Annotated in this window: 24 protein-coding genes; 21 read left to right on the top strand and 3 right to left on the bottom strand. The window is 34.5% G+C overall.

Annotation, left to right across the window (positions count from 1 at the left end):
• Positions 1–114: 114 nt before the first annotated feature.
• Entirely contained in the window at positions 115–1,461 is a 1,347-nt protein-coding gene (dnaA, locus tag D8M06_RS11310; protein ID WP_121204592.1) for a chromosomal replication initiator protein DnaA, read from the bottom strand.
• 861 nt (positions 1,462–2,322) lie between these two features.
• Here dnaA and rpmH point away from each other — a divergent pair.
• The 15 genes from rpmH to D8M06_RS11235 all read left to right on the top strand — a co-directional run bounded on the left by rpmH (position 2,323) and on the right by D8M06_RS11235 (position 16,482).
• Positions 2,323–2,457 carry a 50S ribosomal protein L34 gene (gene rpmH / locus D8M06_RS11305; protein ID WP_121204515.1) on the top strand — a complete coding sequence of 45 codons (135 nt, stop codon included), beginning with the start codon at positions 2,323–2,325 and terminating at the stop codon, positions 2,455–2,457.
• 146 nt (positions 2,458–2,603) lie between these two features.
• Positions 2,604–2,957, top strand: coding sequence for a ribonuclease P protein component (rnpA, locus tag D8M06_RS11300; protein ID WP_121204514.1), 354 nt, complete (start codon positions 2,604–2,606; stop codon positions 2,955–2,957).
• A 71-nt stretch (positions 2,958–3,028) separates the two neighbouring features.
• Entirely contained in the window at positions 3,029–3,808 is a 780-nt protein-coding gene (yidC, locus tag D8M06_RS11295; RefSeq protein WP_121204513.1) for a membrane protein insertase YidC, read from the top strand.
• Entirely contained in the window at positions 3,805–4,419 is a 615-nt protein-coding gene (gene jag, locus D8M06_RS11290) for an RNA-binding cell elongation regulator Jag/EloR (protein ID WP_121204512.1), read from the top strand. The genes yidC and jag overlap by 4 nt, the downstream gene beginning before the upstream one ends.
• A gap of 732 nt (positions 4,420–5,151) precedes the next feature.
• Positions 5,152–5,412: a hypothetical protein gene (locus D8M06_RS11285; RefSeq protein WP_121204511.1), complete on the top strand. Its 261-nt coding sequence runs from the start codon at positions 5,152–5,154 to the stop codon at positions 5,410–5,412.
• Between the two features lie 22 nt (positions 5,413–5,434).
• Positions 5,435–5,650, top strand: a complete 216-nt coding sequence (locus tag D8M06_RS11280; RefSeq protein ID WP_121204510.1) for a YozQ family protein — start codon at positions 5,435–5,437, stop codon at positions 5,648–5,650.
• A 39-nt stretch (positions 5,651–5,689) separates the two neighbouring features.
• Positions 5,690–5,938 carry an alpha/beta-type small acid-soluble spore protein gene (locus D8M06_RS11275; protein WP_121204509.1) on the top strand — a complete coding sequence of 83 codons (249 nt, stop codon included), beginning with the start codon at positions 5,690–5,692 and terminating at the stop codon, positions 5,936–5,938.
• Between the two features lie 303 nt (positions 5,939–6,241).
• Positions 6,242–7,618, top strand: a complete 1,377-nt coding sequence (gene mnmE, locus D8M06_RS11270) for a tRNA uridine-5-carboxymethylaminomethyl(34) synthesis GTPase MnmE (RefSeq protein WP_121204591.1) — start codon at positions 6,242–6,244, stop codon at positions 7,616–7,618.
• A 174-nt stretch (positions 7,619–7,792) separates the two neighbouring features.
• Positions 7,793–9,679 (top strand): tRNA uridine-5-carboxymethylaminomethyl(34) synthesis enzyme MnmG, encoded by a 1,887-nt coding sequence (gene mnmG / locus D8M06_RS11265; protein WP_121204508.1) that lies wholly within the window; start codon positions 7,793–7,795, stop codon positions 9,677–9,679.
• Positions 9,680–9,815: 136 nt separating this feature from the next.
• On the top strand, positions 9,816–10,529 hold the full coding sequence (gene rsmG, locus D8M06_RS11260; protein ID WP_121204507.1) for a 16S rRNA (guanine(527)-N(7))-methyltransferase RsmG: 714 nt from the start codon (positions 9,816–9,818) through the stop codon (positions 10,527–10,529).
• 345 nt (positions 10,530–10,874) lie between these two features.
• Positions 10,875–11,732 (top strand): nucleoid occlusion protein, encoded by an 858-nt coding sequence (noc, locus tag D8M06_RS11255; RefSeq protein ID WP_121204506.1) that lies wholly within the window; start codon positions 10,875–10,877, stop codon positions 11,730–11,732.
• A gap of 889 nt (positions 11,733–12,621) precedes the next feature.
• The gene (locus tag D8M06_RS11250; protein WP_121204505.1) at positions 12,622–13,395 is read left to right on the top strand and encodes a ParA family protein; all 774 of its coding nucleotides are present in this window, start codon (positions 12,622–12,624) and stop codon (positions 13,393–13,395) included.
• Positions 13,376–14,218: a ParB/RepB/Spo0J family partition protein gene (locus D8M06_RS11245; RefSeq protein ID WP_121204504.1), complete on the top strand. Its 843-nt coding sequence runs from the start codon at positions 13,376–13,378 to the stop codon at positions 14,216–14,218. The genes D8M06_RS11250 and D8M06_RS11245 overlap by 20 nt, the downstream gene beginning before the upstream one ends.
• Positions 14,219–15,060: 842 nt before the next feature.
• Positions 15,061–15,765, top strand: a complete 705-nt coding sequence (locus D8M06_RS11240; RefSeq protein ID WP_121204503.1) for a DUF554 domain-containing protein — start codon at positions 15,061–15,063, stop codon at positions 15,763–15,765.
• A gap of 90 nt (positions 15,766–15,855) precedes the next feature.
• On the top strand, positions 15,856–16,482 hold the full coding sequence (locus D8M06_RS11235; RefSeq protein ID WP_121204502.1) for a transporter: 627 nt from the start codon (positions 15,856–15,858) through the stop codon (positions 16,480–16,482).
• Between the two features lie 68 nt (positions 16,483–16,550).
• Here D8M06_RS11235 and yyaC read toward each other — a convergent pair whose 3' ends face one another.
• Positions 16,551–17,177, bottom strand: a complete 627-nt coding sequence (yyaC, locus tag D8M06_RS11230) for a spore protease YyaC (protein ID WP_121204501.1) — start codon at positions 17,175–17,177, stop codon at positions 16,551–16,553.
• An 87-nt stretch (positions 17,178–17,264) separates the two neighbouring features.
• On the opposite strand from yyaC, the gene D8M06_RS11225 reads away from it, so the two are divergent.
• The 6 genes from D8M06_RS11225 to rpsR all read left to right on the top strand — a co-directional run bounded on the left by D8M06_RS11225 (position 17,265) and on the right by rpsR (position 21,635).
• Positions 17,265–18,281, top strand: coding sequence for a YkvI family membrane protein (locus D8M06_RS11225; protein ID WP_121204500.1), 1,017 nt, complete (start codon positions 17,265–17,267; stop codon positions 18,279–18,281).
• A gap of 554 nt (positions 18,282–18,835) precedes the next feature.
• Entirely contained in the window at positions 18,836–19,036 is a 201-nt protein-coding gene (locus tag D8M06_RS11220; protein WP_121204499.1) for a DUF951 domain-containing protein, read from the top strand.
• Positions 19,037–19,255: 219 nt separating this feature from the next.
• A complete protein-coding gene (gene ychF, locus D8M06_RS11215) occupies positions 19,256–20,356 on the top strand; it encodes a redox-regulated ATPase YchF (protein ID WP_121204498.1) in 1,101 nt (366 codons plus the stop codon).
• Between the two features lie 202 nt (positions 20,357–20,558).
• Complete coding sequence (gene rpsF, locus D8M06_RS11210; protein WP_121204497.1) at positions 20,559–20,849, top strand: 30S ribosomal protein S6; 291 nt, start codon at positions 20,559–20,561, stop codon at positions 20,847–20,849.
• Between the two features lie 15 nt (positions 20,850–20,864).
• Complete coding sequence (ssb, locus tag D8M06_RS11205; protein WP_121204496.1) at positions 20,865–21,359, top strand: single-stranded DNA-binding protein; 495 nt, start codon at positions 20,865–20,867, stop codon at positions 21,357–21,359.
• Positions 21,360–21,404: 45 nt separating this feature from the next.
• Positions 21,405–21,635, top strand: coding sequence for a 30S ribosomal protein S18 (gene rpsR / locus D8M06_RS11200; protein ID WP_121204495.1), 231 nt, complete (start codon positions 21,405–21,407; stop codon positions 21,633–21,635).
• A gap of 473 nt (positions 21,636–22,108) precedes the next feature.
• On the opposite strand, the gene D8M06_RS11195 is transcribed toward rpsR, so the two are convergent.
• Complete coding sequence (locus D8M06_RS11195; RefSeq protein WP_121204494.1) at positions 22,109–22,603, bottom strand: DUF1189 family protein; 495 nt, start codon at positions 22,601–22,603, stop codon at positions 22,109–22,111.
• Between the last annotated feature and the right edge of the window lie 77 nt (positions 22,604–22,680).

Below are 22,680 nucleotides of genomic sequence, written 5' to 3'. Positions count from 1 at the left end.
TATTTTTATCAAATGGCTCTAAGTTTTCCACATGTGGATAGAATGTTAGTAACGTGTATCGCTCATTCACACTATTCACATGTGCATAAGACTTTCTAAAAGAAGAAGGAGAGATTATTTAAATGATTTAAGTTGCTCCTTGAGTTCTTCGATGTCTCGATTTAGTTCTGTATCCTTTTCTAGTAATTTAGAAATTTTTTCATGTGCGTGAATAACCGTTGTATGATCGCGGCCACCAAATTCTTCTCCGATTTTAGGTAAAGAGAAGTCTGTTAATTCTCTAGAGAGATACATGGCAATTTGTCTAGGAAAGGCAATGGACTTTGTTCGTTTTTTAGCTGCAAAGTCTTCGAGTTTAACATTGTATCTTTCTCCGACAGCCTCTTGAATTCCTAATATAGTAACCACTTTTGGCTTACTGCTAGGGATAATATCTTTTAATGCATCTGCTGCCAGAGGTGCATCAATATCTTGATTTACTAGAGATGAATAGGCAACTACACGTATTAGTGCTCCTTCTAACTCACGAATGTTTGTATCAATTTGATTAGCTATATAAAGCATTACTTCGTTTGGAATATCTAATCCTTCTGCTTTTGCTTTTTTGTTTAAAATTGCAATTCGTGTTTCTAAATCTGGCGGTGTAATATCCGTTATTAATCCCCATTCAAAACGAGACCGTAATCTGTCTTCTAATGTAGGTATTTCTTTAGGTGGACGATCACTAGAAATGATAATCTGTTTACTTTCCTCATGTAATGTATTAAACGTATGGAAAAATTCTTCCTGAGTTGATTCTTTTCCAGCAATAAATTGAATATCATCTATTAAAAGGACATCTACATTTCTATATTTATTACGAAAATTTGTTGTTTTATTTTCCATAATGGCGTTAATGAATTCATTCGTAAATTTCTCAGATGTAATATAAACTACTTTTGCTTTTGGATTATGCTCTAATACATAATGCCCAATTGCATGCATTAAGTGGGTTTTACCTAAACCAACTCCTCCATAGATAAATAGAGGATTATATGCTTTTGCTGGGGCCTCTGCTACAGCTAGAGAGGCTGCGTGAGCAAATCGATTCCCTGCACCAATAACAAAAGTATCAAATGTATATTTTGAATTTAGCATTGTTTTTGGAAATTCATTTGTATCAGAAGTTTCCTTTGGTTTTGGAACAGGCTTTGTATCTTCTATATCTGGAGTTGTGTCGGGAATTATAAATTTTGTATTTAATCGAGAACCAGTAATTTCGCCAATAATATCAGAAATCAGATCCGTATATTGGTTTTCTAACCAATCACGAGCAAACTCATTTGGAGCTGAAATAACTAACGTATTTTTGTCTAGCGCTTCAGCTTTTGTATTTTTTAACCAAGTGTCAAAGCTAGGTTTGCTTATTTTTTCTTCTATCTTTTCTAATGTAGCAACCCACAGCTCCTCAATATTTTCCAATACGGTTTTCACTCCTTTCAATAAATGACAGAAAAAGCCTCCCTCCATTCGTTGAAAATGATAGAAAGGCATGTTGGATAAGATTATTATTATTATTTTAGAGGAATTATTGTATGTGGATAGATAATATAAGTATAATGAAGGTTAAAGATAGTTATATACGTTATCCACATAGTTGTTGAAAAAGTTATATATATAGGTGTGAACAACTATCCACAGTTTATCCACAATCTGTGCATAAGTCAATTCTTGTTTTGGTTTTCCACAAGTGAAAACATTAATATAATATCAAAAAAAAACTGATAGTGCAATGGTTTTTCGACACTTATCCACAAAGTCTACTGCTTGTACATATTTTTTGTCCACACTACTATATTTTGTGATTTTCCTGTCGATAATGGTTGTGGATAGAAGAATGATGTCGAAATTGTTATTTACAGGTGGTGTGGATAAAGTATTTAGTTTAATTAGAGGTAAGGATGGAAAAAAATTTTTTCATAGGAAAACATTTAAGATTTTATTTTTGTAAGCTGAATTTTGGAAGTGATAACGGTGGATGAAAAGTTTTAAAAGTATCTTTTCGTATAGTTTGTTGCTTTTGACGTTTGTAGTTGATAGAAACTCCAGACTCTAAGGTAAAGTCATAGGTAACAACAATATGTTAGTAAAGCTCCTTTAAAAAAGTAAAAGACAAACATCAAATTTTATTACGAGGTTATTTTCTATCGCATATGATTGTTTTGCAGAAAATGAAGTTGACAAAATGCACATCTATTACGTATAATTACAAAGACTGTCTAATTGATAAGTTTTACAAACAATTTTAGATACTGAAGTTTCCCTTAGGGAGGTGCAAGATAAATGAAAAGAACTTACCAACCAAATAATCGTAAACGTAAAAAAGTACACGGTTTCCGCGCGCGCATGAGTTCAAAAAACGGACGCAAAGTTTTAGCTCGTCGTCGCAATAAAGGAAGAAAAGTATTATCTGCATAGGCCACTGTTAAGTCAGTGGTTTTTTTTACATAAATGATTTGTTAAAATGAGAAACTATCCATAATGATTTACAAATGCAATAAATGGTATAGTGCATGATAGCTACTGTTACTTAACAAGCTTAAGTGTTAGATAGGTGATATAAGATGAAAAAAAGATTTCGAATTAAAAAAAATGAAGATTTTCAATTCGTGTTTCGGAAAGGGAAATCTTTTGCTAACCGTCAGCTTGTTATATATTATTTAGAAAAACCTGGACAAGATCATTTTCGGATTGGTCTGTCTGTTGGGAAAAAAATAGGGAATGCTGTAACAAGAAATCGAATCAAACGTTATTTACGACAAGCTTTTCAAGAGCTAGAAGATAATATTAAATATCCACATGATATTGTTATTATTGCTAGGAATCAAACCAAAAATATGGAATATGAAGCAGTGAAGAAAAGTTTAAATCATCTGTTATATAAGCAAAAACTATTAAAGAATATAAGCTCAAAATAGAAACATATCCATTTATAAGATAAAATAGCTATTGGGTTACATTTAGGCTCTGAATTTAAGGAGGAAATAAATTGCGTAAGAAGTATCTATTACTTCTGGCATTGATTGGCGCAGCCTTACTGCTTTCAGGATGTACAGAAGTAGATCAACCAATCACGTCAGAAAGCGAAGGAGTTTGGAACACTGTTTTTGTTTATCCGCTTTCATGGGTAATCATTAAAATTGCTGAAATTTTTAATAACAGTTATGGACTTTCTATTATAATTGTGACAGTTATTTTACGTTTGATCATTTTACCTTTAAGTATTAAACAGATAAAAAGTTCAAGAGCAATGCAGGAAGTTCAACCGAAATTAAAAGAAATTCAAGAAAAATATAGCTCAAAAGATGCAAATACACAACAAAAGCTTCAACAGGAAACAATGAAAGTAATGCAGGAACACAATGTAAACCCATTAGCAGGGTGTTTGCCGATTTTTGTACAAATGCCAATATTAATTGCAATGTACCATGCTATTGTAAGAACTGGGGAAATTAGTAACTATAGCTTCTTATGGTTTGAATTAGGTTCTCCAGATTATATCTTGCCACTACTAACAGCCGGTTTTACGTTCTTGCAACAAAAACTAATGATGTCAACAAATACATCAGCAAATGCAAACCCGCAAATTGCTATGCAAATGAAGATGATGTTATACATGATGCCTATCATGATCGGGGTTATGGCTTTCTTCTTCCCAGCAGCATTAGCCTTGTATTGGGTAACAGGTAATATCTTTATGGTTGCTCAAACACTTCTCATTAATAAGCCAATGATGAGCAATAACGAAAATGGAGGAGTTAAAAAGTGAGAGAAATAACTGCTAGTGGGCATACAGTTGATGAAGCGGTCCAATCAGCACTAGAGCAGTTAAACACCACGAGAGACCAAGTAGAAATAACCATTATTGATGAAGGAAAAAAAGGTTTACTTGGTTTATTTGGTTCTAAACCAGCAGTTGTGAAAGTATCTATTGTCCAAGATCCTGTTTTAGAAACAGAAAAGTTCATTAAGCAGATTACAACAAATATGAACATGGATGTTGACATATCAACAAATGTCGATGGAAAACATGTTACTTATGAACTGAGCGGCAAAAATATTGCGATATTAATTGGAAAACGTGGACAAACATTAAATGCATTACAATATCTAACCCATTTAGCTATTAACAAAAATAGTGAAACCTATTATACCGTAACATTAGATGCGGAAGGTTACCGTGGTCGAAGAAAAGAAACTTTAGACTCATTAGCATTAAAAATGGCAGATAAAGCAATTCATCTTAACAAACCGGTGGCATTAGAACCAATGCCAGCGTTTGAAAGAAAAATCATCCATAGTGCATTACAGGGTAACCCTAAAATTTCCACTTATTCTGATGGTGAAGAACCACATCGCCATATCGTTATTCAACCATAAGATAAAAAAACCTTGGAGATACTCCAAGGTTTTTTTGTTGCTGAAAGCTGTTTTTAATAAGTTTTATTTATATTTATTTCATTTATTGTATAGACTGTTGATATCTTTAATTCAGAATAGTGCTTAGCACCCGCTACGGAAATACACTTCGCTTTCCGCGGGGAGCTGATGAGCCTCCTTCGTGCTGACGCACTCAGCAGTCTCATCGATGCTCTTCTTCCCGCAGGAGTCTCCGTGTATTTCCTCCGCTAAGTGTCTGCTCTACTTGATTTTATCTGGAAAGATTTTTTATGAGGAACAGCTATCCCAAAACGTGACATTATGGGCTTTGGCTATAAGAATATCCAGCTTATGTAACATAGCGGAGGCAGAATACGAAGACTCCTGCGGGAAAAGCACGAGTCTGAAGACCCCGCAGCGGCGCTTTTTCCGCGAGGAGGCTGAGGCCGTGCCCGCGGAAAGCGAAGTATTCTGCCGGAGCGAGTTTTCGCACAAGTTAATCATAAGTGCGAGCGAGAGCTACACTATTCTTAATTAAATAGATCAATAATTTCCATCTACTGCGGCATAAAAAAAGCATCAAAATACACGCAAAGAGCCTTAAGAAAAGAACTTTGTTTAAAATCCCCTTTTTAGTACAAATTAATAGCAAATTCCTTTCGCCAATAGTGAATGTAATAGGATGGATAATCCATACTAAGCATAATAAATTGGCTATAAGGAGTTTTATGAATGAATCAGTTTACGGGTGGTGTCTTTGCTGGTGAGTTTGACCAGGGAAATGACAACTTTTACCTCACAGAAGTAAAAAGTCTTCAAACGGGATCTGTTTTATCCAAAAAACAGTTATCAGATCTATACCAGTATTTAAATAATCAAAACGATACCTGCATGATAACAGTAAATGATCAAATGCCTATTTTAATACAAAAGGATGAGATTGACCTGTTATTACGAGATATCGGTGATATTATGCAATCTCTAAAAAATTAAAGGTATGAAGGGAGTAATAATGATGCTTAAAAAAAATAGCGGGAAGGCAAAAACAGTAGCGGAAAAAACCTATCAATATTCAGATTATTATAGTGATGACCAACTTTCAAAAGGTATGGCTGTAACACATGAACAAGTATCAGATACGTACATGGAAGGTACAGCCGATAGAGAAGCAGATCATACAAACCAGCGTGATGATAACAGTCAGGAAGAAAATATACCAAGAAAACGATAATTTGAATCAATAATTGATAATAGGGATCAAGGTGAGTTTATGGCAAGGAAAAATAAAATTTTAGTTCCGGAAGCCCGTAATGGTCTGGACCAGTTAAAAGCAAGGATTACTAATACGAATAATCCGGAAGAGACCAAATACGAAATAGCAAATGAACAGGGAATAGATTTTCATAAGGGCTATAATGGAGAAATTAAAGCAAAAGATGCTGGTAAAATTGGTGGAAATATAGGTGGTAGCATGGTGAAGGAACTAGTTCAAATGGCGAAAAACGAACTCAATAAGTAACTTCTAAAAGTCTCGTTACTAAGCGAGACTTTTTGGCATTCATCTAAATATTAATTAAAGTTAATTTTGCTTATGATATTACTAACAATCATAATGAAAGAATCCTGTTGATAAGTTGAACAAGGAACTTTTTTGTAATGGCTAAGGCTTATCCACATGTTGATAATTCCCTTTTTAATCAAATAAAAATAGTTGTGGATAATTTTATTTTTGATTAGAATTATGATATCCTAATATGTTAGTGACTATAATTTTAAGTTCAGATAGATAGAGTCAGGAATAATGTTGGAGGTGAACGGGATGATGGAAACAGATACGATAACCGCCATTTCAACCCCGATTGGTGAAGGGGCTATAGCAATTGTTAGATTGAGCGGTACAAAAGCAATACAGTTAACATCAGAAGTATTCAAGGGGAAAAATTTGCAGGAAGTGGATTCGCACACTATTAATTATGGGAAGATTATTGATCCACAGACTCAGGAAATTGCGGATGAGGTAATGGTTTCTGTCATGCGTGCGCCGAAGACATTTACACGGGAAGATGTAGTTGAAATAAATTGCCATGGTGGAATGGTTGCAGTAAATCGGGTATTAGAAATTTTACTAACCAAAGGTGCTAGACTTGCTGAACCTGGTGAATTTACGAAACGAGCTTTTCTAAATGGTCGTATTGATTTATCACAGGCAGAAGCAGTAATGGATTTAATACGTGCTAAAACGGATAAAGCAATGAATGTTGCTTTAAAACAAATGGATGGTAGACTTTCTGGATTAATCCAACGCTTAAGACAGGATTTATTAGAAACGGTTGCCCATGTGGAAGTAAATATCGATTACCCGGAATATGATGATGTAGAAGAAATGTCGCATGAAGTCATGCGAACGAAAACAAGAGAAGTCCATGGAGAAATTGAGCAACTCCTGCAAGTAGCGAAGCAGGGAAAAATATTACGTGAAGGCATAGGAACCGCAATAATTGGGAGACCTAATGTTGGAAAATCTTCCTTAATGAATACACTTGTACAAGAAAACAAAGCGATTGTAACAGAGATACCTGGAACAACACGAGATATTATAGAAGAGTATGTAAATGTTAGAGGGGTGCCGCTACGATTAGTCGACACAGCCGGAATTCGAGAGACAGAAGATATAGTAGAAAAAATTGGAGTAGAACGATCAAGGCAAGTATTAAAAGAATCAGATTTAATATTATTTGTTTTGAATTATAATGATGAATTAAACAAAGAAGACGTCAAATTATTTGAAGCAGTGAAGGGCCTTGAATACATTGTCATTGTAAATAAAACAGATTTAGAACAAAAATTAGATCTAGACAGAGTGAACGAACTAGCTGAAGACAGACCAATTATTACAACTTCCTTATTACAAGAAGAAGGTGTTGATGAATTAGAGAAGGCAATAGCAAATACCTTCTTTTCTGGAGATATTGATTCAGGCGACTTAACCTATGTGTCGAATGTAAGACATATTCAGCTTCTCAATCAAGCCAAACAAGCATTAGAGGACGCTATGGAAGGTATTGAACTTGGTATGCCGATGGATATAGTACAGATTGATGTAACTAGAACGTGGGAATTTCTAGGGGAAATCATAGGCGATACAGCAAGTGATAGCCTAATTGATCAGTTATTTTCACAATTTTGCTTAGGGAAATAATAAACTGCCTAAGTTAAAATCTTCTATTTCAGGAGCAGTATCTATAGTGTGCGACGGGGAATTAGGATAAGCAGGAACACTTTCTAAGATTGCCACTGTGTCGCACTCTCATTTAATTCCTGCAATAGAATCAAATTAAACAATCTAACCTTTATGATGAAAGGATGAAAAAATATGACATATAACGCCGGACATTATGATGTCATCGTAGTTGGCGCTGGACATGCTGGGGTAGAAGCTGGCGTAGCGGCAGCACGTATGGGAGCAAAAACATTAATGCTCACCTTAAATTTAGATATGATTGCCTTCATGCCATGTAATCCATCCATTGGTGGTCCTGCAAAAGGAATTGTAGTTCGAGAAGTGGATGCACTTGGCGGTGTGATGGGGCAAATAATTGATAAAACATATATTCAAATGAGAATGTTAAATACTGGTAAAGGTCCAGCTGTACAAGCGTTAAGAGCACAAGCAGATAAAGCACTATATAGTAGAGAAATGAAGAAGTTAATTGAAAATGAAGAGAATATTACTATTCGTCAAGGGATGGTAGAGGAACTTATTGTTGAAGATGGTATTTGCAAAGGAGTTGTTACAGAGTCAAAAGCTGCTTATTATGGAGAGGCAATAATTGTAACAACAGGTACTTATATGCGTGGGAAAGTGCTAATGGGTGATTTGGAATATGAAAGTGGACCAAATAATCAGCGTCCATCCGTTAAGCTATCACAAAATCTTGAAAAGCTTGGTCTAGAGCTGGTGAGATTTAAAACAGGTACACCTCCACGCGTGAATAGCCATACGATTGATTATTCAAAAACGGAAATTCAACCAGGGGATGAAAATCCAAGATTATTTTCTTATGAATCTGCTGAGCAGGCGATCGATCAGGTACCATGTTGGTTAACCTATACAAATGAATTTACTCATGAAGTAATTAATGATAATTTGGGGCTCTCCGCTATGTACTCTGGTATGAAGCGAGGAACTGGGCCAAGATATTGTCCATCTATAGAAGATAAGATTGTCCGTTTTAATGATAAGCCGCGTCATCAAATATTTCTTGAGCCAGAAGGTAGAGATACAGAGGAAGTATATGTACAAGGATTATCTACATCACTGCCGGAATCAATTCAACACGAAATGATTAAATCAGTACCAGGTTTAGAAAAAGCTGAAATTATGCGACCTGGTTATGCGATAGAATATGATGCGGTAGTACCAACACAGTTATGGCCGACATTGGAGACTAAAGCAATCTCTGGTTTATTTACTGCAGGCCAAATTAATGGTACTTCTGGTTATGAAGAAGCGGCGGGTCAGGGAATAATGGCTGGAATTAATGCTGTTCGGAAAGTGCAGGGGAAAGAATCAGTAATACTCGATCGTTCTCAAGGTTATATTGGTGTGTTGATTGACGACCTAGTAACGAAAGGAACGAATGAACCATATCGTTTACTCACTTCACGTGCAGAGTATCGTCTGCTATTACGACACGATAATGCTGATTTACGGTTAACCGATATGGGTTACGAAATAGGGTTAATATCTGAAGAACGTTATCAAAAATTCCTTGAGAAAAAACAGTTAATCGAAGAAGAGAAGCAACGTTTAAGTAAAATCATGATTAAATCAAATGAAACTGTAAAACAAATCATGGACGAAGCTGGAGCAACCCCACTAAAAGAAGCAACAAAAGCTTATGACCTGATGAAAAGACCAGAACTAGGCTATGAAGCCATCGAACGTATGATTGAACCTAACGATGCGTTAAATGATGAGATTAAAGAACAAGTAGGTATTCAAATTAAGTATGAGGGATATATTAAAAAGGCTGTCGAACAAGTAAATAGGATGCTTAAAATGGAAGATAAGAAGGTCCCTGAAGACATCGATTATGATGCCATAAGTGGGATAGCTACGGAAGCAAGACAGAAATTGAAAAAAATTCGCCCATTGTCACTTGGCCAAGCATCAAGAATATCTGGGGTAAACCCTGCCGATATTTCTATTTTACTTGTATATATTGAACAAGGTAATATTGCACGATTAGCTAATTAGTGTCATGTAAATCTCCCTTGCAATAACAACCTAATTGTTATGAGAGAAGTTCAAAAAATGATAAGCATCCATTAATCGTTTGACGATTAATGGACGATACATAATGGTTAATATAATAATAAGGAGTTTTTCTACCATGAACCCTGAACAATTCCAAGCCGCTTTAAAAGATAAAGGTATCGAACTATCGGACAGACAGATGGAACAATTTGAAATTTACTATAAAGTGCTTGTTGAATGGAATGAAAAAATAAACCTTACTGCACTTACTGAAAAGCAGGAAGTTTACTTAAAACATTTTTATGATTCTATATCAGCAGCTTTTTACTACGATTTCACTGAAAATATAACCATTTGTGATGTGGGTGCTGGTGCTGGATTTCCTAGTATTCCTTTGAAAATTTGTTTTCCAAATATAAAAGTAACAATAGTTGACTCTTTACAAAAAAGAATAGCATTTTTAAATCAATTAGCCCTTAAGCTAGATTTAACTAATGTTGCATTTTATCATGATCGTGCTGAATCATTTGGCAAAAATAAAGAGTTCAGAGAAACATTCGATATTGTAACAGCTAGAGCTGTGGCGCGTATGTCTGTTTTAAATGAATTATGCCTACCTTTAGTGAAAAAAAGTGGGACATTCATCGCTATGAAAGGTGCTCAAGCGGATGAAGAGTTACATGATGCTAAGGTTGCTATTGAAGTTTTAGGTGGGGAAGTAAAAAGAACAGAAACATTTGCTTTACCTAATGAAGAAAGTGAGCGAAGTATTATCATAATCAGTAAGAATAGAAAAACACCTAATAAATATCCGAGGAAACCAGGTACACCAAATAAAAGTCCTTTATAAGTTTACGCAATACCTTAGTACGGAATAACAGATTGGATGGGATTCTATTATTCATCCAATCTGTTAATTAAGAATCAGGAAGTAGTAAACTAGCTCAAAAGCGAGGCAGGCTCTAATTTTTCTAACGGTGGGTGAAATTTATTAATACTACTATGACACTTTATATGGTAGAATAAATATGAGAAACATATTATGGTATTTTTTTGCACAGTATGCGATACTGTAGCTTTTTTATTATTGGCTATTTTTAACAGATACATAGAAAAATAAATTGTTTCACGTGGAACAATTTCATAAATATATATAATAGTTTAGTTTTATAGAATTTAAAGGTGGTGTCAAATTGTGGTGCATCCTTTTAATCGAATCTTTGGTTTAGGTGATAAAACATCCAATGAAACAAAAGAAACAGAAACTTACCATCCGGATGAAGTAGTACAGATACCTGTAAAAAACATTATTCCAAACCGTTTTCAACCAAGATCTATTTTTAGTGAAGAAAAAATACAAGAACTTGCACAAACAATTCATACTCACGGGATGATTCAACCAATTGTCTTACGGAAGTTAGAAGAAAATAAATACGAAATTATAGCAGGGGAACGGAGATGGCGTGCTGTTCAGTCATTAGGTTCGGATACAATCTCTGCTATTATTCGAGAAATGACAGATACAGAAACTGCTTCTGTTGCATTGATAGAGAATTTGCAACGGGAGGAGTTAACAGTAATAGAAGAAGCTTTTGCCTACGCAAAACTATTAGAAATGCATTCTTTAACGCAAGAGGCATTAGCGCAGAGGCTTGGAAAAAATCAATCAACTATTGCGAATAAACTGCGCTTGTTAAAGCTTCCTGAGGAAGTACAAGAGGCACTGTTAAATAAAGCTATTACAGAACGTCATGCACGAGCGTTGATTAAGTTAAAGGACCCGCAAACGCAAATTGAAGTATTACAAACAATTATTGAAAACGAACTTAATGTGAAACAGACGGAAGAACGAATTGCGAAAATGCAGGAACCTAAAGAAAATAAAAAGAAACGACCAAAATTAAAAGGTATAAATAAAGACATTCGTATTGCTATGAATACGATACGACAATCATTGACAATGGTAACTAAAACAGGTGTTGACGTAGAATCTGATGAAAAAGAATATGATGATTACTATCAAATCACAGTTAAAATTCCTAAAAAGAAATAATCTGTAATAATAATATAATTATACTTCTAGCCCATCTTAACGATAAAATAAGATGGGTATTTATATAGGGAAATCATGATTAAAGTAGTTAGCTATTTACGAGATTTTGTTTCTTTTTAATGTCGCAATTTATATAGACTGTTGATATCTTTAATTCAGAATAGTGCTTAGCACCCGCTACGGAAATACACTTCGCTTTCCGCGGGGAGCTGATGAGCCTCCTTCGTGCTGACGCACTCAGCAGTCTCATCGATGCTCTTCTTCCCGCAGGAGTCTCCGTGTATTTCCTCCGCTAAGTGTCTGCTCTACTTGATTTTATCTGGAAAGATTTTTTATGAGGAACAGCTATCCCAAAACGTGACATTATGGGCTTTAGCTATAAGAATATCCAGCTTATGTAACATAGCGGAGGCAGAATACGAAGACACCTGCGGGAAAAGCACGAGTCTGAAGACCCCGCAGCGGCGCTTTTTCCGCGAGGAGGCTGAGGCCGTGCCCGCGGAAAGCGAAGTATTCTGCCGGAGCGAGTTTTCGCACAAGTTAATCATAAGTGCGAGCGAGAGCTACACTATTCTTAATTAAATAGATCAATAATTTCCATCGACTCCGACATAGTTAATAAGAAAAAAACTAAAGAAAAGAGCCTAAATTTAGTAACAAATACCAGAAAAATTAACACGAATGTACTTGAATGGTGTGTTCTAAATCTTTCCTTCTATTTGAAAAATATTGCATAGCTATAACAGCATGTAGATGGGTATGAATTTATAACATTCTTTTTTTTAGGGATGTACAAATAAGAGTTTTACTAAAAATATGCAAATTAAATAGTCGCTTTCAGGAAAAGAATGATAAAATAGTAAGTATATAGTTTTAGGAAGGTGTCAACATGGGAAAAATAATGTCTATTGCCAATCAAAAAGGTGGCGTAGGAAAAACAACTTCATCCGTAAATTTAAGTGCTTGTCTTGCATCCTTAGGTAATAAAGTGCTTTTAGTCGATACAGATCCACAAGGTAATGCAACGAGTGGGGTAGGGGTTAATAAGGCTGATGTAAGCCATTGTATTTATAATGTACTTGTAGATGATATGGAAGCAGAAAATGTTGTTATATCATCTAATGTAGATAATTTAGATTTAATACCAGCCACCATTCAGCTAGCTGGAGCAGAAATTGAGCTTGTGCCAATTATTTCTAGAGAGATTCGTTTAAAAAAGGCACTGGAAACCATGAAGGAAGAATATGATTACATCATCATTGATTGTCCACCGTCATTAGGTTTGCTCACATTAAATGCATTAACTGCTTCTGACACAGTTATCATCCCAGTACAGTGTGAATACTATGCTCTTGAAGGTCTAAGTCAGTTATTGAATACAATTCGCTTAGTACAAAAACATTTGAATAAGTCGTTAATGATAGAAGGAGTATTATTAACGATGTTAGATGCACGTACAAATTTAGGCATCCAAGTAATTGAAGAAGTGAAAAAGTATTTCCAAGATAAAGTCTATCAATCTATTATTCCTAGAAATGTAAGACTGGGGGAGGCACCTAGTCATGGTCAGCCAATTATTACATATGACCCAAGGTCCAAAGGTGCTGAAGTCTATCTTGAATTAGCGAAGGAAGTGATGGCCAGTGGCGAGAGGGTTGGGTAAAGGTTTTGAAGCGATATTCCCTGAACTTGAAAGTGAAGAATCTATACAAGAAGTTGCTGTCACAGAATGCAGACCGAATCCATATCAGCCTAGAAAGACTTTTCATACAGAAGCAATTGAAGAATTAAAAGAGTCTATTCTTAAACATGGAATCCTACAACCACTGATTGTAAGAAAAAGCAATATTAAAGGTTATGAAATAGTGGTAGGGGAGAGGCGTTTTCGTGCTGCTAAAGAAGCGGGCCTCAAAACAGTTCCTGCAGTAGTAAAAAGTGCAGATGATTTTTCAGAAGAAAAAATGATGGAAATCGCTTTGCTTGAGAATTTACAACGCGAAGATTTAACCCCGATCGAAGAAGCGCAAGCATATGCTAATTTAATGGATAAGTTAGCAGTTACTCAAGAGGTACTAGCGGAAAGGCTAGGTAAAAGCAGGTCACACATTGCAAATATGGTACGCTTGTTATCCTTGCCTGAACATGTTCTTGCATATATTAATAATGGAGAACTGTCAATGGGGCATGGAAGAGCATTAGTAGGTTTAAAAGATAAAGAAAGATTAACTCCGCTTGTAAATAAAATTAGAAGTGAAAAACTTAATGTTAGGCAAGTAGAAAAATTAATTTCCAGTTTAAATGAGAAAACAGTTAAAAAGAAAGAGAAACCAAAGAAGGATATTTTTATTACGGAAAGAGAATCATTATTAAGAAGTCGATTAGGTACAGCAGTTTCCATTCAACGTGGAAAACGAAAAGGGAAAATTGAAATTGAGTTTTATACCGATGATGATCTTGAGCGTATTATTGAACTATTAGAAGACTAATAGTTTAGACTGGTGTATGATACATCAGTCTATTTTTTATTTTAAATAAACTTTGGATATCTTTAATTCAGAATACTGCTTAATCTTCGCTACGCTTTATGCAGTCGGTTGATGAGCCTCCTCGTGCTGTCGCGTCTTTAAGGGTCTCATCGATGCCTCTCATCCCGCAAGGACAAGGAAGGCTTTGGCAGGATTACATCGCACGCAGAAAAAAGTGATTTCCTTTTTTCAAGGAGTCTTCGTGCATTACCTCCTCCTGTTCTTTGAAGTTTGGAAATCCAATCTAATAATTGTTGAAAGCATTGTATACGGTTTTCAAAGATAAACCTTTTTCTTAATCGATTTGGTTACGCCACACTTTCAAATTAACTACGACGTTAAAAAGTAATAAAGGATACGGAAAGAGCTTTTATAAAAAGCTACACAAGAATAAATTGTTTCACGTGGAACAATTTTAACTAAGAATTATTCTTCCTAATTGAATTCTAGTTATTATGGTTGAATTTAAAATAGGGAACTTAGGTATGATTTGTTACATTGTACGATGTTTTTTAGAGAAGTGTACATATCCGTCACCATTAAAACTTATTTTCTGAAAAGTCCGGAATTATAAAAGTCACCAAAATTAACGGGGGAATTCGAAAGTACCGCATGGGTTCTGCAGCAGTTGATGATACACAATTAGCGATTATGCTTTTTTTCACAAATCTATAGTGATAAACGATGCTAGAAAAGGCATATAAAAAAACGGTTTGAAAAGATTCTAAAAAAATGTTCCACGTGGAACGTTTTTTGTTATTCTTATAGAAGTAGAAAAATTAAAAGTTATTGGGGATGTGGAAATGGCTTTATTAGGAACAATCGTAAATGGATTATTAATAATAATAGGAAGTATTATAGGGTTATTTTTTACCAAGATACCAGAGAGATTCAAAGAAACTGTTATGCACGGGATTGGCTTAGCTGTCATATTAATAGGTTTACAGATGGCATTTTCAACAAATCAAATCATCATTGTCTTACTAAGCTTACTTACCGGAGCAATAATAGGCGAACTGATCCGTTTGGAGGAAGGGTTAAACCAAGTGGGTAAATGGCTTGGAAGTAAATTTACTACGAAGAATGATAAATTTAGTGTATCACAAGGGTTTATAACCGCTACATTAATTTTTTGCATTGGTGCTATGGGGATTATTGGTGCGCTAGATAGTGGGATTAGGGGCGATCATGAAGTTCTTATAACAAAAGGAATACTAGATGGATTTACTGGCCTTGTACTAACAACTACATTAGGTTTTGGGGTGATATTCTCTGTTGTTCCAGTTATATTATATCAAGGTTCAATCGCCTTGTTTGCTACACAAATAGATCGTTTAGTTCCAGCGAATATTTTAAATGAACTAATTGTTGAAGTTACAGCTGTAGGTGGTTTACTTATTGTTGCTATTGGCTTAAATATGTTAAAAATTACAAACATACGGATTGGTAATTTATTGCCATCTATTATAACAGTAGTAGTAATCTATTATATTTATCAGCTTTTTTAAAATAAGACCATTTTAATTTCTTACTACTATTGCTAATCCTTCATCTTGTACTAATGATGATATATAGTGGAAAGATAGTGGGGGTTACGAATGCAAAAATATATAAAAATAGCATATGAGATCATTATGATTCTCTTAGTAATGCTTACTATCATTAGTATATGGACAGAGGACAGTGTTAATACAACAATTAACTGGGTGGTATGGGCAGTCTTTACCATAGATTTTTTTAGTAGACTATATATGGCAGAAAGTAAGTGGTCTTTCTTAAAACAGAATCCATTTTTAGTAATTGCAATCATACCATTTGATCATCTATTCCAAGTGGCTAGGATAGTAAGACTTATTTATTTATTCCGAATTAAGACTATTACCAAGTATTATGTGTCTCCCTATATTGATAGACTGTCTTATAGGTCCATGACTGTTGTCATATCTTCCATTATTATAATGTTATTTTTTGAATCCATAGTAATAATGAATATTGAAAGTTCTATTGTTACAATTATGGATGCATTATATGTTACATTTGGTCATTTATTGTTTTTTGGACGTGAGATATTTGTCATCACCCAGTCTTTTTCTATATGGTCTTTGACAGCAACGTCCATTATGGGAGTTATTCTTCAAGGGTTAGCATTGCAATGGGCATTTTCGAAATTAGATAATGTTTATAAGAAAGTAAAAAAGACTGAGGTAGACTCAGAAACAAAATAACAAGCATTAACGAGTCAAAGATTGGCTCGTTTTTTTGTGTTAGATAGAAGAAAAACGACACATTTATACTAAATTGTACGTTTTTCTCCCTCGGTATTATTTTTTAAAACAATTGCAGACATAGAGTAGTTGTATTTTAGACATTGATCTACATCATTTAATATGTATGCTAATTGTTTTGCCATATCCATAACTACAGATAATCTAGTATTCTGTAGCACGGAATACTCCATAAATCCACCAATATTAACGACTGCAGAAATATGCATATCCCCAACCTTAGGAAGTGATTTATTCAAAGCAGCTCCAGGTTTCAATGGTCCTTTTGCTGCAATTAGATGTCCAATTGAACTATTTTTGCCTAAACAGGCGTCAATTGCAATGATATAAGGATTTCTATGGTTTTTCATAATAGTTTTAATTGTTTCTTCTAAATTTGTTGCATGCACAGGATGATGCAGTGTCCCATAAACAGACATATGTTTGAGTTTTAGATCTTCTAAAAATGACCCAGTCAATGGACCTAATGCATCGCCTGTAGATCGGTCCGTACCAATACAAACAATAACATACTCTCGAGGTATTTCTGGCATCCATGAAATAATTTTCTTTAGCATTTTGTCTTTTAGTTCTGGATCATTATATAGCATGCGAAAATTTTCATTTAAATTACCAAATCGACTCTTTAGACTCATAGCTTATCCTCCAAAATCATATTGGTATAGTATACGGATTTTTTTAATGATCTATACATACAATATTGAAATATTGGAGGAAATAAAATGCTGAGAGCTGGTCTGAAATGGATGTTTTTAATCATTGGTACAACAATTGGTGCTGGATATGCATCAGGAAGGGAATTATGGCAATTTTTTGGTCATGAAAGTGGACTGGCTATACTCTTATTTGCCGTATTCTTTTCTATTTGCTGTATGGTAATTATGTATGTGAGTCATAAACATGAATCAACTCATTATTTGCCTGTATTAAGGGATATTGTAGGCAAACGTTTATCCAAGTTTTATGATGTTATGATATTTTTCTACTTGTTTTCAACCACTGTTGTTATGATTGCTGGGAGTGGAGCAACAGGACAAGCATTTAATTTTTCTAAATGGTGGGGGATAGCAATCATTGTCATAGCTTTGGTATTACTTTTCATGAAAAATATTAATGGTTTGTTATCAATGAATCAGCTTATATTGCCTGTTCTTTTAGGTGGCTTAATTTTTATCCTTTTACTTTTTACGATTGATCAGGAACTGGAACTGTTTTCTCATTGGCATGAGCAAAGGAATTGGACTGCAGCCTTTCCATTTACGGCTTTAAATATATTACCATTAATTGCTGTTTTAGGGGCAATAGGAGATAAAGTAAAATCAAAATCAGAAATACTTATTGCCAGCTGGGGAAGCGGTCTTATCTTAGGAGGAATTTCGTTTATATATAATAATAGTTTAATACAAATAGCAGATGAAATACTTCTATATGAAATTCCGTTATTTGCAATTCTAAAACACTACCCATTTGAGATATTAATTTTTATGTCTATAATGTTATGGTTTGCAATATTTACAACAGCAGCAGCAGGCGTATTAGGAATAGTAACACGAATTCAAGAATACTTTAATCAATCTTTTGTATTTTTAGTAGTCATAACTTTATTATTAATGATCCCATTAACTACAATTGGCTTTTCTCAACTAATAAGTCTTATCTATCCTATATACGGAATATTGAATTTATATGTTTTAACGCGACTGCTAATATTTCCTTTATGGAATAAGTTAGAAAAATAATAATGAGCTATTATCCTAAGGCTCATTTCAAAATATTGTTACTATTTTTTACTTTGCAATTTGTATAAAGAGCAAATATATTTAATTCAGAATAGTGTAGCTCTCGCTCACATTTATGTTTGATTTGTGCGATTATTCGCTGCGGCAGAATACTTCGCTTTCCGGGGGAACGGCCTCAGCCTCCCCGCGGAAAAACCAGAACTGCGCCTGCGTCTACTAGTAACGCTCCGAAGTAGGCTTCCTCGGCGCAAGGGCCAAGAAGCTTAAACAAGTAGTTCCCTCGCTGCGGGGTCTTCGGCAGCTCCCCGCGGAAAGCGGAGTGTATTTCCGTAGCGGTGTTAACGAACCACTCCATTAGTTATTTATTATTAATTAAATATATTCAGAGTTTCTAGCAACTGTAAATCTTCAAAAGCAACAAACTATACGAAAAGAGCCTTTTGTAATAAGAGATGAAAGCTCAAAATTGTAATAGCCAAGTTTTCCAATTTTAGATATAATGATGAAAGAAAAAGAGAAAAGAAGTAAAAACTTAGAAAAAGGAGAATGGCCAAATGGTAGATAAACAATTCGAATTAAATGATGTTGTTCAAATGAAAAAACCTCACCCATGTGGAGAAAATCGATGGAAAATTATTCGAATGGGTATGGATATTCGAATTAAATGCTTAGGCTGTAATCATAGTGTCATGCTCCCAAGAAGAGAATTCACTAAGAAAATGAAAAAGGTATTAGAGAAGGCAGAGACAAAATAAGAAAATATTACTTTCATAATAGCGAAAAAAAACCTAAAATGGTAAAATAGCATCAGATAAACATAGAAAAATGAAAAATAATAGGGTAAAAAGGCAAAAATAGGTATGATTATAGTACCTATTTTTGTTTTTTGTTTATTTGTCTTTTTTTCTACTAATAACTATAATTAACATATCGAACGCGTTCTGATGAAAGAATCCTTAAGGAGTGGAATTTTAATGGCTTTAACAGCAGGAATTGTAGGACTACCTAACGTAGGAAAATCTACATTATTTAATGCAATAACACAAGCAGGTGCAGAGGCAGCAAACTATCCTTTTGCTACTATCGATCCTAACGTTGGTATAGTAGAAGTTCCAGATGATCGTTTAAATAAACTAACCGAGTTAGTAAAACCGAAGAAAACAGTACCAACTACATTCGAATTTACAGATATTGCAGGTATTGTAAAAGGAGCCAGCAAAGGGGAAGGGTTAGGTAATCAATTCCTCTCTCATATTCGGCAAGTAGACGCAATCTGTCAGGTGGTACGTTGTTTTGAGGATGAAAATATTACACACGTATCTGGGAAAGTTGATCCAATAGATGATATTGAAGTAATTAATCTAGAGCTAATATTGGCAGATCTAGAGACGGTTAACAAACGTTTTCAACGTGTAGAAAAACTAGCCAGACAAAAAGATAAAGATGCAGTAGCAGAGTATGATGTTCTTTCCAAATTAAAAGCAAACCTGGAGGATGAAAAGCCAGCACGTGCTTTGGAATTTAGTGAGGAGCATTGGAAGATCGTAAAAGGTTTGCATTTATTAACAAGCAAACCAACTTTATATGTAGCTAATGTTAGTGAAGATGAAATCGGTAATGTTGATTCTAATGCAAATATTCAAAAAGTTAGAGACTATGCAGCAAAAGAAAATGCAGAAGTGATTGTTATTTGTGCAAAAATTGAAGAAGAAATATCTGAGTTAGATCAGGATGAAAAAGCTATGTTCTTGGAAGAGTTAGGAATTAAGGAATCAGGACTTGATCAATTGATTAAAGCTTCTTATAGCTTGTTAGGTTTGGCAACATATTTTACTGCTGGGGAACAGGAAGTTCGGGCTTGGACATTCCAAAAAGGGATAAAAGCACCACAAGCAGCAGGTATAATCCACACTGATTTCGAACGAGGTTTTATTCGTGCAGAAACCGTTTCATATGATGACCTTGTGGAAGCTGGTTCAATGGGACATGCACGTGAAAAAGGAAAAGTACGTTTGGAAGGTAAAGAGTATATTGTTAAAGATGGCGATGTTATTCATTTCCGTTTTAATGTTTAAGATAAACTAGGTACTAGGTATTCCAGTGCTAATCAAAGTATGTATATGTATAAAAATTAGGATCTCTCGACTGCTTGTTTTTTTAGAAAAGATTTGGTATAATACATCATTGTGAGTAATTAGATAAAAATTGCTCCTTGCTCTTAAGGGGATTTACAGATTGTTCTCCAAGGGCCGCTAAGACCAAAAGGAGGTGTAACGGATGAGAAAATACGAAATCATGTATATCATCCGCCCAGACATGGAAGAGGAAGCTCAAAAGAGTTTAGTTGAGCGCTTCAATACTATTTTAACTGATAATGGGGCGGAGATTGAAAAAGTTGATGAAAAAGGCAAAAAACGCCTAGCATATGAAATCAATGACTATCGTGATGGATATTATGTTGTTATTAATTTCAGCGGTGACGAAAAAGCAGTTAATGAATTTGATCGCCTAGCTAAATTTAGTGATGATATTATTCGTCATATGGCAGTTCGAGAAGATGATCAATAATAAGGAGTGGTTCTGATGTTAAATCGTGTCGTATTAGTAGGCAGATTAACGAGGGATCCTGATTTGCGCTATACACCATCTGGAGTAGCAGTAGCTAACTTTAACATTGCTGTTAATCGGCCTTTTACGAACCAACAAGGAAATCGAGAAGCTGATTTTATCAATGGTGTCGTATGGCGTAGACAGGCAGAAAACCTAGCAAATTATATGAAAAAAGGTAACTTGATAGGTGTAGATGGCCGTGTGCAAACTCGTTCATATGAAGGACAAGATGGTAAAATGGTTTATGTAACGGAAGTTGTGGCTGAAAGCATACAATTTTTAGAATCAAAAGGTGCTTCTTCTGGAGGAGCAAACACATCAGGATTCCAACAAAACCAAAACCAGAACCAGTTCCAACCTAATCAAAATCAATTTCAACCAAATCAGAACCAAAATCAACAATCAGAGGACCCATTTAAAAATAATGGGGAACCAATTGATATATCAGATGATGATTTACCGTTCTAAAACCGTTTTTTAGAACTAAATAAATGGATGTAAGGAGGGTTTCTAATGGCAGCTCGTCGTGGTCGTGCAAAGCGTCGTAAGGTGTGTTACTTCACTGCAAATGGTATTACACACATCGACTACAAAGATGTTGATCTATTAAGACGTTTCATTTCTGAACGTGGAAAAATTCTTCCTCGTCGTGTAACTGGAACTTCTGCAAAATATCAACGTAAACTAACAAAAGCAATCAAACGTTCTCGTCAAATGGCTTTATTGCCATATGTGTCTGAGTAATAATAAATACGCCTCTAATCAAGTATATAGCTTGATTAGAGGCGTTTTGTTATTTACAGATAGTAAAGATTTTTGAAATGGATTTGATACTAAGAGTGATTTAATGAAAGGCTCTTTTCTAAAAGATTGCTGCTTTTAACATGACTATACTTTACATTTTGTATAGACTGTTGATTACTTTAATTAAGAATAGTGCTATATATCCGCTACGGAAATACACTCCAATTTCCGTAGCGGATGACAACATAAAACAAACTATTGATTCGTGTAAGCGAGAACTACACTATTCTTAAGTGATTCTATAGTCGATACACGCCCCGAACCACAAATTATGAATTCTTTCAAAGGTTAATATTGGTAAGTGCAAAACTAATGAAAACGTTAAAAAGTAGACGGTATCTAATTCTCTATTAATATGCTATGATGATAAAAATGCTGAATTATAGTTATAATCTTCATCAACCTCTAAAACCTCATGACTTACTCCGATTTCTCCTTTTTGGATAAATGGAAATCATTTTGATTAATAACCCGATTGTATAAATAAAAGAAAAGAATAAATAGATATCATTTACAGGTAATACAAATGCAATTACTGTATACAGTAAGAACGGAATGGTTACAGTAAAAGCACTCATTTTCCATAAAATTGAATAATGCAGTTTGCGATTCATCAATCGTGTAATTACTTTGCCTATATAGGCTATAATAGATAGATTTATAAATACAATTATCGCTAATGGGAGATAATAAAATATGAAAAAATATATAAGTGTAAAAAGAATATTCATATCTGCACTAATCCCACTAGCATTTAGCAATCGATCTACTAATGATGGTAGGGAAACAAATAATAGTAATATTAATGTATAAATGAGAGCGATGTCTAAACCATTACGATTCAAATTAAATAGAGCCTTCTTATTAGGTAAACGTATGCTATTTAAAAAGACGTTCCAAAAAATCATTATATTCATCCTTATTATATAAAGTAAATTGCTTTGTCTTTAATTATATTAGAAAACTTAAATAAAATCGCATCATA

Source organism: Oceanobacillus halophilus (assembly GCF_003628505.1).
Classification (GTDB): Bacteria; Bacillota; Bacilli; order Bacillales; family Amphibacillaceae; genus Oceanobacillus; species Oceanobacillus halophilus.
Note: the sequence above shows the minus strand (reverse complement) of the source record. Positions and strands in the feature narration are given on the sequence as shown.